Source organism: Rufibacter latericius (genome assembly GCF_003721515.1).
GTDB classification, from domain to species: Bacteria; Bacteroidota; Bacteroidia; order Cytophagales; family Hymenobacteraceae; genus Nibribacter; species Nibribacter latericius.
The window spans coordinates 757,617-772,024 of sequence record NZ_RJJD01000008.1; the positions used below are offsets into that span (position 1 = coordinate 757,617).

General features: G+C 45.9%; 14 protein-coding genes. 6 read left to right on the forward strand and 8 right to left on the reverse strand.

The window, feature by feature from the left end:
- Positions 1-3 precede the first annotated feature (3 nt).
- The 7 genes from EFB08_RS15255 to EFB08_RS15285 all read right to left on the reverse strand — a co-directional run bounded on the left by EFB08_RS15255 (position 4) and on the right by EFB08_RS15285 (position 7,853).
- Entirely contained in the window at positions 4-648 is a 645-nt protein-coding gene (locus EFB08_RS15255) for a DedA family protein (protein ID WP_123127789.1), read from the reverse strand.
- Between the two features lie 21 nt (positions 649-669).
- Complete coding sequence (locus EFB08_RS15260; protein WP_123127790.1) at positions 670-1,452, reverse strand: phosphosulfolactate synthase; 783 nt, start codon at positions 1,450-1,452, stop codon at positions 670-672.
- A 7-nt stretch (positions 1,453-1,459) separates the two neighbouring features.
- Positions 1,460-2,860, reverse strand: a complete 1,401-nt coding sequence (locus tag EFB08_RS15265; protein WP_123127791.1) for a tetratricopeptide repeat protein — start codon at positions 2,858-2,860, stop codon at positions 1,460-1,462.
- Between the two features lie 77 nt (positions 2,861-2,937).
- Entirely contained in the window at positions 2,938-3,912 is a 975-nt protein-coding gene (locus tag EFB08_RS15270) for an NAD-dependent epimerase/dehydratase family protein (RefSeq protein ID WP_123127792.1), read from the reverse strand.
- A 17-nt stretch (positions 3,913-3,929) separates the two neighbouring features.
- Entirely contained in the window at positions 3,930-4,682 is a 753-nt protein-coding gene (locus EFB08_RS15275; RefSeq protein WP_123127793.1) for a tyrosine-protein phosphatase, read from the reverse strand.
- Positions 4,683-4,686: 4 nt separating this feature from the next.
- On the reverse strand, positions 4,687-7,119 hold the full coding sequence (locus tag EFB08_RS15280) for a GumC family protein (RefSeq protein WP_123127794.1): 2,433 nt from the start codon (positions 7,117-7,119) through the stop codon (positions 4,687-4,689).
- A gap of 14 nt (positions 7,120-7,133) precedes the next feature.
- Entirely contained in the window at positions 7,134-7,853 is a 720-nt protein-coding gene (locus tag EFB08_RS15285) for a polysaccharide biosynthesis/export family protein (RefSeq protein WP_165864916.1), read from the reverse strand.
- A gap of 482 nt (positions 7,854-8,335) precedes the next feature.
- Here EFB08_RS15285 and EFB08_RS15290 point away from each other — a divergent pair, with 482 nt between their 5' ends.
- The 4 genes from EFB08_RS15290 (at position 8,336) to hpf (ending at position 11,034) form a co-directional block, all read left to right on the forward strand.
- A complete protein-coding gene (locus tag EFB08_RS15290) occupies positions 8,336-9,475 on the forward strand; it encodes an acyl-CoA dehydrogenase (RefSeq protein WP_123127796.1) in 1,140 nt (379 codons plus the stop codon).
- Between the two features lie 84 nt (positions 9,476-9,559).
- The gene (gene rpsU, locus EFB08_RS15295; RefSeq protein WP_123127797.1) at positions 9,560-9,754 is read left to right on the forward strand and encodes a 30S ribosomal protein S21; all 195 of its coding nucleotides are present in this window, start codon (positions 9,560-9,562) and stop codon (positions 9,752-9,754) included.
- Between the two features lie 74 nt (positions 9,755-9,828).
- Entirely contained in the window at positions 9,829-10,707 is an 879-nt protein-coding gene (locus EFB08_RS15300; RefSeq protein ID WP_123127798.1) for a tyrosine-type recombinase/integrase, read from the forward strand.
- 27 nt (positions 10,708-10,734) lie between these two features.
- Positions 10,735-11,034 (forward strand): ribosome hibernation-promoting factor, HPF/YfiA family, encoded by a 300-nt coding sequence (gene hpf / locus EFB08_RS15305; protein WP_123127799.1) that lies wholly within the window; start codon positions 10,735-10,737, stop codon positions 11,032-11,034.
- 75 nt (positions 11,035-11,109) lie between these two features.
- Here the strand turns inward: hpf and metK are convergent, their stop codons facing one another.
- Complete coding sequence (gene metK, locus EFB08_RS15310; RefSeq protein ID WP_123127800.1) at positions 11,110-12,414, reverse strand: methionine adenosyltransferase; 1,305 nt, start codon at positions 12,412-12,414, stop codon at positions 11,110-11,112.
- A 315-nt stretch (positions 12,415-12,729) separates the two neighbouring features.
- On the opposite strand from metK, the gene EFB08_RS15315 reads away from it, so the two are divergent.
- Positions 12,730-13,539 (forward strand): phosphatase PAP2 family protein, encoded by an 810-nt coding sequence (locus EFB08_RS15315; protein WP_123127801.1) that lies wholly within the window; start codon positions 12,730-12,732, stop codon positions 13,537-13,539.
- The gene (locus tag EFB08_RS15320) at positions 13,539-14,378 is read left to right on the forward strand and encodes a phosphatase PAP2 family protein (protein ID WP_123127802.1); all 840 of its coding nucleotides are present in this window, start codon (positions 13,539-13,541) and stop codon (positions 14,376-14,378) included. The genes EFB08_RS15315 and EFB08_RS15320 overlap by 1 nt, the downstream gene beginning before the upstream one ends.
- Positions 14,379-14,408: the final 30 nt, after the last annotated feature.

Below are 14,408 nucleotides of genomic sequence, written 5' to 3' on the forward strand. Positions count from 1 at the left end.
CCCTTACTGGTGCTTGGGGCTCATTTTCTGTTTTACCAATTCATAGATTGGCGGAATGATGGAGATCAGAATGATCCCGAAAATCACTAAGGTGAAGTTTTTCTTCACAATTGGAATGTTCCCGAAGATGAAGCCAGCGACCACAAAGCCCACTACCCACAGAAAGCCTCCTATGATGTTGTAGGACAAGAATTTGCTGTACTTCATGGTTCCTACACCAGCCACAAACGGGGCAAACGTACGGATAATAGGAATGAAACGGGCAAAGATGATGGTTTTGCCGCCATGTTTCTCATAGAAGGCTTGGGTCTTCAGGAGATATTCCCGCTTCAGGAACCGGTAGTCTCGTTTGAATACCTTCGGCCCGAAGTAATCCCCGATAAGGTAGTTTAGAGTATCTCCTAGGAAAGCGGCCACAAAAAGCAATACCAGCAAAAGCCAGATATTCAACACTCCGGTAGCGGCAAACGCCCCAGCGGCAAATAAAAGAGAGTCACCGGGAAGGAACGGCATTACTACCACACCTGTCTCCACAAAAATAATAAGGAAGAGAATGGCATAGGTCCAGGTGCCGTAGTCAGAGATAATTTGGCTAAGGTGCTGATCCAGGTGCAGGAAAAGGTCGATGAACTGGCGGAGTAACTCCATGAAAGAGGTAGCTAAGAGAGGTTAGATCAGTTTGTCTAATAAAGTTTTGTCCAGGAAATGGGTGAAGGTATCGCCTCTAAGTCCCAACCGGATGGTTTCCAAGGGAACAATCTCATTTGGCGAGATATTGCCCAGGTTCACGTTGGCCCCCAGCAATTTGATAAAGAATACTTGCTGTGCTTTTTGGGGAGCTTCCCAGATGATTTTCTCAAACGGAATCTTGGTGAGAATCTCTTCTACCAGCCCGCTCCTTACTTCACCAGTTGAGCGGAAAAGCCCCACGTTCCCGGCTTCTCTTGATTCGCCAATCACTTTCCAGGCACCCGCATCCAGCTCGGCCTGCATCAGGCTGATCCATTTGTAAGGAGGAATGATTTTCTGGTCGTCTTTTGACCCAACCTCGGAAAGCACGGTAACCTGCTCGGCTAAAGTGCGGATGTACTGACATTTAAGATCATGGTCCATTTCAATAGATCCATCAGATATCTCGGCATAAGTCAGTTTATACTTATCCAGCAACTTCCGGTAATCCTCAAATTGGCCACGCACTAAAAACGCCTCAAACAGGGTCCCTCCCAAATACACCGGGATTCCGGCCGCCCTGTAAATCCCAATTTTCTCGTCTAGGTTAGGGGTCACAAAAGATGTAGCCCACCCCAATTTGACGATATCTACGTACTCCCCCGCAACCTCAACAAAATTTTCAGTTTCTCTTAAGCTCAGGCCTTTGTCCATGGCCATGGTGAAACCGCTCTCTCTAGGTTTAGAGGTGCGTTGGGGAAGGTGGGAAAGTTCGTAGTTCATGCACTGTTTATTTGCGATACTGGTCAATCAGGCGGGCCAACGCTCGCTGCGACTCCAGCTCAGGAAAGAAATCAAAAAGAAGCTTATGCTTATCGAAGTCCAAAATTAGAGCATTTTCTAGATAATTATATGCTTGTTTATACTTTCCTGCTGCTAAACTATAGGCGCATAAGCGGTACTGAAGCTCGGCTTCATCTGGTTGCAGCTCTAATGCGTTCAGAAGCAAATCAATAGCTCCTTCGTAATTACCTTGCTCGTAGAGAATGATAGACCAGTTGAGCCAGATGTCTTTGTTCTCCGGAGCCAATGTGCTGGCTTGCTCATACGCTTCCACGCTGGAAATAATATTCCCCAATTGGTACTCTGCAGCAGCTAGAGCCAGCCAATAATCTGAGTTCTCTGCGTAAAAAGAAATTGCCTTTCGGTAGAAATGAACTGCCTCCATCCATTTTCCCTGCAAATCAAGAATCACCCCAATCCCGAACCACGCTTCATCCATCTCCGGGGAAAGGTCAATGGCTTTCTGGTAATACTTGTGCGATAGATCCCACTGGGAGAGCTTTTCATAGCACTCCCCAATGTTGCAAAGAATATCTGCGTTGGGTTCTGTGTGCTCCAAGGCTCCCTGAAAAGACTCAATGGCCTTGGTGAACTCGCCCATGTACACATAGTTATTGGCAAGGTTCACGTAAGCGGGGGCCAAATCTGGCTGGATCAACGTGGCATATTCGTAGGCACCCACCGCTTTCTCATGGCTTCCCAGTCGGCTGAAGGCCAAACCCAGATTAAACCACGCCATGGCGGAGTAAGGATCTTCATCTACAAACCCTTGAAAGAAAGCAATAACATCTTCGCCCTCACCCGTAATTTCAAGACAGTACAGAAGTTCCTGCAGTGCCAGTTCATTTTCTATGTTCAGGAGCAGGCTCTTCTTATAGTATTTCATGGCAGCCTTGAACTTGCCCCAACTCTGATAAGAAAGCCCTATGTTGAAATAGATATCATCCTTCACATCAGACTGATCTACAGCCTGTTTAAAGCAATCAATGGCTAAGGCAAAATCACCCTTCTGATTAAAGATGATGCCTTTGGTTAACGGAATATCTTCATTGTCTGGCTCCATCTGGGCCACTTCTTCCACCAGGTGCAGGGCTTCATCAAAAGCACCTAACATTGCCAGTACCTGCGCTTTGTCAATCAGTAATTCGGTGGAGAAAGGATACTGCGTAATTCCCACATCACAGGCTTTCAAAGCCTGGCTATAGTTAAAACTATTAGCATAGTAATCTATGATACTCTCGTAATCAGAGAGATCAAAAAAAACAGTCGCATTGGCCTCCAACATGCTCTCAAACCTTCTTACGAGGTCCAGGTCTTCGTTGGAGAAATCTTCAAAATTATCGTTCATCTACAAGTAAATCTCAACATGGGCACAAAAATTTCGTGTCCTTTTCCATACAACACCTTTCCCCGCCAAGAGGTGCTTCAAACGGCCTTAGTCACAGCCAAATGTTTACAACTCCAACGCAGGGTATCTTCCAACGGACGGAACGATATTCCAGTTGCCGCCTTTATTTTCTCATTGGAATAAAAGTGCTCTTCTTTCGCAATTCGGGCAGTTTCTTTAGTAATCAGGGGTTTATTTCCAGTTAAACTTCCCCGCACACTTTCAAGCCGCCAAACAATTTCCGCTACCCAGGAAGGCACCTTCACAAAGGGAGCTTTTTTCCCCATCAACGTTGCCACAGAGTGGAAGAAGTGCTGATAGGAAGTTTGGTGGCCATTGATGATGAAACGTTCTCCCCAATGGTTTCCGTTCATTAAAAGCACCATGGCATCCACTACATCGCGCACGTCTACTAAGTTAACATACCCGTGGGTATAGAAGGCACGCTCTTCAGAAATATATTTAAAAAGCTGGGTACTGCTTCGATCCAGATCACCCGGACCAAGAATGACCGAAGGGTTTACAATAACAGCCTTTAAGCCTTCTGAGATCCCTCTCCAAACCTCCACCTCTCCATAATGTTTAGAGTAGGCATACACTGATCTCTCAGCCGCGGAGTCCCACTTTGCCTCTTCATGAATGACTTTCTCTCCTTTTTTCCGGTTGATGGCCGCAATGGAACTCACATGGCACAGACGCACCCCCGGTTTGGCCAGACACGCATCCACTACATTAGTAGTACCGTCCACGTTAACTTGCTGGAGCAACCCTGCGTCCTGGGGAGCATACGAGACGAAACCGGCACAATGATACACCTCCTCTACTTCCTGCACCAAGGACCTGACCAGCATCGGGTCCAAGACATCTCCCTGTACCCACCGCAGGTTGGGGTGAGTTACCTCGGAAACAGTCTGCCGGTACAAAGCCGTCACAGCGTAACCTTCCTCTAGCAAACGCAGCAAAAGAAAATGGCCTAAAAGGCCACTACCACCGGTTATCAATACATGTTTCAAAGGAAGGCAGGTTTAATTTATAAGGAAGCGTTTAGAAGGGGCAACCGTAATGCTTCCTGGAAAAGAGACTCTTTGACTACTCGTTCCAGCACTTTGATGTGTTTCATAGAGTGCGTATCAGTTCCCAGAAACTCTACTGCTTTTCTCTTTATGAGCTGACGAGCTACCTCCTTGGCCTGCTTTGAATAATAGCCTGCCAAGGAATTCAGGTTAATCTGAAACAACACCCCCGTTTCTCGAAGGGAAAACAGAGCTTCTATCCTTCCATAGAAATAGGCATACCGCTCAGGATGGGCCAAAACCGGAGTATAACCAGCAGCTTGGGTAGCGAAAATCACTTGACGCAGGTGAGCAGGTTCGTTCATATAAGAGGTCTCTATCAACAGAAACCTACGATCTCCTCCAAAGGTCAACAACTCTTCCCCTGCCTGCACTTTAGCGAAGAACCATTCATCCAAGTAATACTCTGCTGCGCAGGAAAGCTCAATTTTAATCCCGCGTAAGGCCACAGCCTCTTGAAGGTCCTTCAGCTTTTCCCTTATTGCTGTAGGCGTATTCTTATAAAAATCACCCATAACATGAGGCGTCATACAAAGCTTCCGGAAGCCCAAGGCATAAAGGCCTTCAAGAAGCTGCATAGAATCTTCCAAGGTTTCGGCCCCGTCATCTAAGCCAGGAAGTAAGTGCGAGTGCATGTCTGCCCGAAGAGCAGCAAAAGTAAAGGCAACCGACTCGTCCTTCCCCCAGAGTTTACGAAGACTCCCCCACATAGCCTTATTTGAAAAGGGACTTCAGTTTATTTCCAACCGAAGGCTTCTCTTCTTCATCATAGTATCCTTGTCCGTATCCGTACCCATAGCCGTAACCGTATCCGTACCCGTACATGTTGGCACCGCTCACATCATTTAAGATGGCGGCCATATTGGTGAGGTGGTTCGTACGGACAAGTTTATCAATACCTTTCAGGAACGCCTTTTTAGAATAGTTAGCCCGAACAATGTACAATGGGATATCGGCTTTCCGCATGATCAACACCCCATCAGTCACCAATCCTACAGGCGGACTGTCCACCAGAATGATATCATAGATTTGGTGCAGTTCCTCTAAAACGTTATCAAAACGGCTACCCATGATCAACTCAGACGGATTCGGGGGTGTAGGCCCCGCAGAGATAAAATCTAAGTCAGGAATGGAAGTTCTCTGTACGCTTTCCCCCACCGAATGCTTATCAATGAGAATAGTGCTCATACCCCTGCTATTGTCTCCATCTAAGGCTATATGCACCTTTGGTTTTCGCATATCAAGGTCCAAGATGACTACTTTCAAACCAGACATCGCAATAATACCACCTAAGTTTACTGCCACAAAAGTTTTCCCTTCTCCGCTTATGGTAGACGTAACGGAAATAATCCTTTTCTTCTTAGTGGCACTCATAAACTCCAGGTTTGTCCTAATAGAACGAATGGATTCACTTAATGCTGACTTCGGGTTTTGGTTGACGACCAATTTAGAGAAAGGCATCTTCTGTTTGTCATAAGAAGGTACCACCCCGAGTACCGGAACGGATGTATTACGTTCTAACTCCCGAACATTGGTCACAGTATCATGCATCAGATACCTTGTCGCAATTAAGCCAACCCCTAAAAACAGGCCGCCTGCAATACCAATGGCATAGATGATCATCCTATTAGGAGAGATCGGACTTGATTCATCTGGAAGGTTTGCTGGAGATAGTATTTGAAAATCTGGAGTTGTACCAGCCATTGCAATTCCATACTCCACCCTTTTATTTAGAATTTGGGTGAAAAAACTTTCATATAACCCAAAGATCCGCTCTAATCTGGCTCGCTCTGTTTCTTGGGAAGGGGCTTGCAAAATCTTTCCGGTAAGTTCTGTCTGGTTTCTATTTATATTTTCAATTTTTGTCTGAACTAAGCTTCTACTTCCATTGATTGCGTCCCTCAACCTACCTTGCGCAAACTGCAAACGCTCTTCAAGTGCATTATCGGCAAGGGTATTGCCTCGGCTAGTCAGCTTTCTTGTTCTTTGTTGAGCTTGCAAATCACTTAATTCGGTTAACTGCTCCGCTAATTGGGGATCCTGATTTTCTTGACCTTGAATAGTAGAGGCAATCATTCCTAAATCTTCGTTCTTCTGAACTTTGGATTGAATGGTATTCAGTAGAGACAGTTGAAATCTGAGCTCCAACTTTTCCTTTTCTAGTTCTTGGACCTGGGCTAAAGCCTCCTGAAGATTAGACTTTATATCATAGGATTTGTTCTGCCTAACAAACCTTTCAATATCATTCTCCGCCTTTCTAAGACTATCTTCCGTTTCTTTTAACTGGTCATTTAAGAAGGTTAAAGTCTGTCTGCTTGCCTGATTACTTCGTTCAATCTTATGTTGCAGGTAAACGGCGTCTATATTAGTAACTATGTCGTGAGCTTTATATCTATTAAAATCCTTAAAGGAGATTTGGATGGTCTTAGACTCTGGGTTTAAAATGGCAGTGGTTAGGTTATTGTCAATGTACCCTTTTAGACTTTGATTGCTATGGACAATAAAATAATACGTTTCGCCTACATTCACACTAGTAAAGGAGGGCAAAGAATTAACTGTAATAGTACTACCAGAAAGTGCAAAAGGAACTCCAACAGCATGAGATGAATGCTTTCCTTCCTTTCCAATATAAATATCAAATTTGCTTGGGGAATTAAAGTGGATATAAACCTTTTGATCAAATAAGGAAAAGTTTGTAGAGTCGTAAACTACTTCAAACGGACTGCTCTTGTAAAGTTCGGCATCCAAGACCCGAGCCTCAATATGATAACTCACCTGCAAAGGCATCGTCTTTTTAAGTCGTTCATACACAATGTTAGACTTTATCAGATCAACTTCTCCCTGTAATTTACCTATGCCAGACTCAACTTTTAAACCATTATTCTCCAATCCAAGCACACCAGCCTCTGATTGCTCATCCAATTTGATGGTAGACGAAGATTCATATACTTTTTTGGTATATCTTAAATATACATAGGAGGCCGAAACACCTAATAACACAAGCAGTAATACCCAGGGAATGCTGCGTCGTACTACATGCAGAAGGGTAACAAAATCAATATTTGCTCCTCCGTCATCCTCTTCATCTTCAACACCACCCAAACGATGATCTAGTTCGTCCAGATCATTGACAGTCCTTACGCTCATGAAATTATTTGAACTTAATTAATTATATTTTTGATAACGATGTAAGAGGTAAGCACATTTGAAAGGGCCCCTATCACTGTTAAAACATCCCGAAGAGACTCATTAAATACCCTTTTCACAGGTTCTATATATATCACATCATTGGGTTGAACTCTGAGGCTCGCTCGCTGCAAACCTGCTATGGTGGATAGATCTATGACCTGCACTATTGGCTTTGCTGAAGCTACATCCCTAATCAGTCTTATATTTTGAGCCTTCCCATTCTCCGGTATCCCACCTGAAAGCGCCAGCACTTCTACCACGTTTATATTCTCATTTCCCAAAGGAATCACCTTGCCTCCTGCAGCACCGAGAACTACCACTCTTCTACTGATTACCTGTGAATAAACATAGGTGTCTCTATAATAAGTTTCAAATCTGCTTTGGAACAGGCTATCGGCTTGTGAAACAGTTAGGCCTTGTACAGGCACAAAACCGATCATAGGCACTTTAACTTCTCCGTTTGGCAACACAGTATATTCTTGATCCTCCTTCTGACTGCCCTGCTGTGCCGCTACATTTCTCCCACCACCTGAGGTCCCTGTTTGGGTTAGTTCCTGCCGCAGGAAGTTATTTGGGTCTACCAGAATTTCTCCTTTATTGGTATAAATGCGAATATTCAGAACATCGTTTGGTTGAATTTTGTAGTTTCTTCCAGCCTCGGCCATGGATGCCCGGAGCAGGTCGGCGTTCACGTCTCCCTCCGTTCGGAACATCACGTTCTGGCGGTAAACGTTGCAGGAACTCAGTTGTAAGATCCCAATCAAAAGAAAGAGACTGAAAATTGATTTGCGGAAGGCAAAAAGCATACTTATAGATGAAGAGTCTTGATTAAAAATAAACATCTGCACCGCACGTAAGTTATGTACAGACAAAGCCAACCACAAAGTAAGGCAAAAGTACTGGCTACGCCAAAATCTTAAATAAAGGAATAGGTCAACTTTGAGAACTCTCTGTCAACTTAATTGAATTATCCTTTCGAAAAAGTTTATACTTAGAGAACTATCCTCCTTTTTAGAACCCTATAACTTACATGCAAACTTCTTTATAGGCATCAATCACTTAGGTGAAAAGCTTTTAGGCAATCATCGGAACTGAAAACACTAACATACGTTAGGTAGGTCAATATTTTTGTGCTACTTTTATAAAAACAAGACCAAAGCTAATCTATACCCAAATGCAACTAATCTATAACGAGAATCAGCAGATGATCGCTGACATGATCCGTGATTTTGGCGCAAAGTCCATTAAACCAGACATGATGAAGTGGGATGAGTCTCAGGAGTTCCCTATTCAGGTTTTCAAACAATTGGGCGAACTGGGACTTATGGGAGTGTTAGTACCACAGGAATATGGCGGCTCAGGTTTCGGGTACCTGGAATATGTGACGGCTATTGCTGAGTTATCTAAGATAGATGGTTCTATTGGCTTGTCTATGGCAGCCCATAATTCTTTGTGTACGGGCCACATCCTGCAGTTTGGCAGTGAGGAACAAAAAAAGAAATGGCTCCCAAAGTTGGCTACCGCTGAATGGATAGGAGCCTGGGGCCTTACTGAGCCTAATACCGGATCAGACGCTGGAAACATGCGCACGGTTGCTGTCAGGGATGGAGATCACTGGGTTTTAAACGGGGCGAAGAACTTTATCACCCATGGAAAATCCAGCAACATTGCTGTGGTGATTGCCAGAACCGGCGAGGTAGGGGATTCTCATGGCATGACCGCGTTTGTCATTGAAAAGCCAACCCAAGGCTTCTCTGCGGGCCGGAAAGAAGACAAACTGGGAATGCGAGCCTCAGAAACGACTGAACTCATCTTTGAAGATTGCCGCGTGCCCCATGAAAATATCTTGGGAGAAGTTGGCGAAGGCTTTATTCAATCCATGAAGGTGCTGGATGGAGGCCGTATTTCCATAGCCGCCCTTAGCTTAGGAATTGCCCAAGGTGCTTACGAAGCAGCACTGGGGTATGCAAAAGAGCGCCAGCAATTCAACAAACCTATTGCCCAGTTTCAGGGGATTGCCTTCAAAATAGCCGACATGGCTACAGAAATTGAGGCTGCTTCTCTTCTGACGTATCGGGCGGCGGCTATGAAAAACAGGGGCGAAAACGTGAACAAGGAATCGGCGATGGCCAAGTTATATGCCTCAGAGGTAAGCGTTAGGGTAGCAAATGAGGCGGTGCAGATTTTCGGCGGATACGGGTACACGAAAGACTATCCGGCCGAAAAATACTACCGTGACGCAAAGCTTTGCACCATTGGCGAAGGGACTTCAGAAATACAGAAACTTGTCATTTCCAGAGCAGTATTAAAATAATTAGGAATTAGGTATTGACTGTCAGAAGATTTGTCAATATCTTTGCACTCCTTAAAACAACTGACTTTAAAATCAATCTATTATATGATCATCATCAACGTAAAGGATAACGAGTCTGTAGACAAAGCCTTAAAGAGATTCAAAAAGAAATTTGAAAGAACCGGCGTTCTGAAACAATTACGCGCAAGAACTTTCTTCCAGAAGCCTTCTGTATCTAAAAGAAAGCAGAAAGAGAGAGCTATCTATAAGCAACAATTGTTTGCGAACGATAACTACTAGTCTTTATCTTTAGAATTTACGTGGTAATTCCATAAATTAGTGCGTACCGCCTAACCGCGGCTACTTACTAATTTATGGAATTATTTTTTAAGTATCTCCAGTACGAGAAGCGCTTCAGTCCGCACACCATTACCTCGTATCAAACTGACCTGCAACAGTTTAAAGAGTATCTCCAGGAAACGTACGAACTGGACGATATTCAGGCAGCCGATCACGCTATTATCAGGTCCTGGATTGTCACCTTGGTCCAGAAGGAGTTGGATAGCCGTACCATCCATCGAAAAATTGCCTCTCTCCGCTCCTATTACCGTTTCTTGATGCAGCGGGGCTTGCTGGAAGTAAATCCTACTTTGCGCATAAAAGCGCCAAAACTGTCCAAAAAACTCCCTCCGTTCATCCCCGAGGATGCCTTCACCCAACTGCTGGACCAAAGCAATTTCTCTGATGATTTTAAAGGTCTTCGGGAAAGGCTTATCCTGGAATTGCTGTATGGCACAGGCATGCGTCTGGCCGAACTCACCAGCTTACAACTTGCTGATATTAACCTTACGGCCAATACTTTAAAGGTTCTGGGCAAAGGCAACAAAGAGCGTATCCTTCCCCTCAACCCGTCGTTGGTGAGAGCACTTACGCATTATTTGCAGGAGCGCACGGCCACGTTTCCTAAAAACAATTCTTCTTTTCTCTTCGTTACGGATAAAGAGGCACCCCTCTACCCCAAGTATGTTTATCGGGTGGTGAAAAAGTATATGAGTTCTGTGTCAACTGCCATCAAAAACAGCCCGCACGTGCTTCGTCACTCTTTTGCTACCCATTTACTTAACCGAGGGGCAGACCTGGGGGCCATCAAGGACTTGCTGGGCCACTCCAGCCTGGCGGCCACGCAAGTCTATACCCATAATTCCATTGAGAAACTCAAAGCCGTCTTTGAGAAAGCTCACCCCAAAGCTTAATTCCTAACACCTTTAAAGAAGTAAACTATGAAACTGCAAATCCGATCTGTACATTTCACCGCAGACCAAAGTCTGTTAGATTTCCTTCAGAAAAAACTTGACAAGCTAGATACCTTTTTTGACAGAATAGTGAGTGGCGAAGTAGCCCTGCGTGTGCAAAAACCAGAATCTCATGACAATAAACTAGTGGAGGTGAAGATATTTGTGCCAGGCGCAACCCTGTACTGCTCAGAAGAAGCCGGTACCTTTGAGACTGCCACAGACAAAGCCGTAGAAGATCTTAAGAAGCAGCTGATCAGGTACAAAGAGAAGCTAGCTACCCATTAAAATATTAGAACAGCCTATAAATAAAAAGAGCCCCGTTTTGGGGCTCTTTTCGTTAAAACAGGTTCAAACGCATTCTTATAGGTTGAAGGCGGCTTTGATTTTATCTACGTAGTCCAGTTTCTCCCAGGTGAAGGTCTCAAACTCTCTGGTCTCAACTTTGCCGTTTACCTGATAGGTTACTTGCTTCAGACCAGACTCCCGGCCCATGTGTCCGTAAGCGGCGGTTTCACCAAATATAGGGTTCTGTAAACCAAAGCGCTTGATGATGTCATACGGGCGCATCTCAAACAATTCATTCACTTTGTTTGCGATCTCTCCGTCGGTCATGGTTTCGCCGTTGGCACCTTTCACTCTGGTAGTACCATAGGTAGTCACATACAAACCAACTGGTTCAGCTACCCCGATGGCGTACGCTACTTGTACCAGGGCCTGATCGGCTACGCCGGCGGCTACCAAGTTTTTGGCGATGTGGCGGGCTGCATAAGCTGCAGAACGGTCTACTTTAGAGGAATCCTTACCAGAGAATGCACCACCACCGTGAGCACCTTTTCCGCCGTACGTATCCACAATGATTTTACGGCCAGTCAGGCCGGTATCTCCGTGCGGACCACCGATCACGAACTTCCCCGTTGGGTTGATGTGGTAGGTGATATCGTCAGCGAAAAGGTCTGCGGTGCGTTGCGGCAACTTGCTTTTCACGCGCGGCAACAGGATGTTCAGAACATCTTCCTTGATTTTAGCCACCATTTTCTCTTCGGCCTGCTTGGAAGCGGCGCGGTCATTGGCATCTGAGCTCTCGAACTCGTCATGCTGGGTGGAAATCACCACGGTATCAATCTTCTCAGGCACGTGGGTATCTGAGTAACGGATGGTCACCTGCGATTTGGCATCGGGCCGAAGGTAGGTCATTTCTTTGCCTTCTTTCCGCACGGCGGCCAGTTCTTTCAATAAAAGGTGGGAAATCTCCAACGCCAAAGGCATGTAGCTGTCGGTCTCGTTGGTGGCGTACCCGAACATCATTCCTTGGTCACCGGCGCCCTGGTCTTCAGGATTTTCGCGCTCCACGCCCTGGTTGATGTCACCAGACTGCTCATGGATGGTAGAGATCACTCCGCAGGCCTCGGCATCAAACTTATATTCAGACTTAGTGTACCCGATGCGGCGGATCACGTCGCGGGCTACTTTCTGCACATCTACATATGCGTCTGACTTCACCTCGCCACTTAGTACTACCAGGCCGGTAGTTACCAATGTCTCACAAGCAACTTTAGACTGAGGATCCTGTTTCAGGAATTCATCCAACAGAGCGTCGGAAATTTGATCGGCTACTTTATCCGGATGTCCTTCCGACACCGATTCAGATGTAAAAAGATAAGGCATTATCTAGGTATTATTTCTACGACAAGGCGGCCCAACACTTGAACCACTAAAGACAAATTTAGTTTAATTGGTGGAGATGCAAAAAACTTGCTTTACAAAAGCAGGATTTCCCTGATTTTTCTTCGGCCCTTCCGCTACCTATGAATTAAAGCGGTTCTGTTTTAAAGGTGGTTTTAGGAAAACAATGGCAAAACACACTCCTTCCCTCCTTTGTGTTTTCTGAGGCCCGTGCCCCTCAAGATAGAAACCTTTTAAACCTTCCCCCGTTTCAAAAACTTCTTAGAAACTATATTTATCAAACCATTTATCTACTCCATGAAAAGACACATTTGTACCCTTATCATAAGTATTTTCACCCTTACGCATTCTTTTGCCCAATCCACGTCGCCTTACAAAACCTCTTTTAAGGTAGACGCTCCTATTACCGTGGCAGGCATGGGCCTGAGTGGATTAGGCTTGTACCTGATGCAGCAGAAAGACCCGTTCACTCAGGAAGAGGCCATGAACCTGCGCAAAAGCGATGTCAACAGCTTTGACCGTTTCTCAGCTGGTAACCACAGTGAAAGCGCCAAAAAGGTAAGTGACTTTATGCTGTATGGCTCGCTAGCTGCCCCTGCTCTGTTGTTGTTTGACTCAGATATCAACGATAATACCGGGCAATTGCTGGCGCTGTACGTAGAGACCATGTCTATCACGGGAACCTTGTTTACCATGGGTTCGGCGGCCTTTCCAAGAGCTCGGCCACTGACCTATAGCCCCGAAGTAGAGATCGGTGAGAAAACCAGAGCCAATTCTCAGAACTCCTTCTTTGCCGGACATACAGCTGCGGTTTCCACTATCTCTTTCTTCACGGCCAAAGTGTTCCATGATTACAACCCAGACTCACCAGCTCGTCCGTTTGTGTGGGCCGGGGCTGCCCTTGTACCCGCAGCAGTAGGCTATCTGCGCCTGGAAGCCGGGAAACACTTTCTCAGCGATAACCTGGTAGGCTATGGCGTAGGAGCTGCCGTGGGTATTCTGGTGCCGCAGCTTCATAAGAAAAACAGTAACCTCTCCATCTCTCCTAGTGTGATACCGGTTCTTGGGCAAAATCTGGACGGGGTAAGTCTTCAATATAAATTTTGATGAAACGCCTGTTCAGTCCCAATTGGTGTATTTTAGCCTTAGTGGCGTTGTGGCAGTTGGCAGGGACTCCTGTGCAGGCCCAAAGCCCCGAGCGCTTGTACCACACAGACTTGCTGCGCGATGGCTTGATCACTGCCGGTGGGGTAACCATGGCCGTTACTGGGTCTACCCTCCTCACAAACAAAAGGCAGTTGACTGAGGAGGACCTGATGTCTCTTGACAAAAGCCAGGTAAACAAGTTTGACCGTTGGGCCGCAGGCAATTACAGCAAGAAAGCCAAAGACGCCAGCGATGTCTTTTTCTACACCTCGTACGGCTTGCCCCTTCTTTTCTTAGCCGATAAATCTGCTACCCCGCACGCCAGAGACATTTACTTTCTCTATGCTGAGACGATATCCTTGGCCGGAGGGCTCTATGCTTTAACGGCAGGCCTCACTAACCGAAAAAGACCCAACGTTTACGCCACCCATGCTCCTTTGGAGGAACGCCTGCACAAGTATGCAGAAAATTCTTTCTTCGCGGGCCATACGGCGGCTACTGCCAGCGTAACCTTCTTTACCGCGAAAGTCTTTCATGATCTGCATCCAGGTTCGCCTTGGCGACCGGTGGTGTGGGGAGCGGCGGCGGCATTTCCTGCTACGGTAGGGTATTTACGGCTGCGCGCCGGCAAGCATTTCTTATCGGATAACATCGTGGGGTATACCGTAGGAGCCGCCATTGGGATTTTGGTACCCGAGCTCCATAAAAAGAACCGCGAAATGGGTTGGAGAGTAGTGCCAGCGTCAGAACAGTTACCCGGAGAATTCCTGCAAGGCGTTGCGCTTACCAGGCGTTTTTAGCCTTAATTCTTAAAACCGCCCTTAAAACAG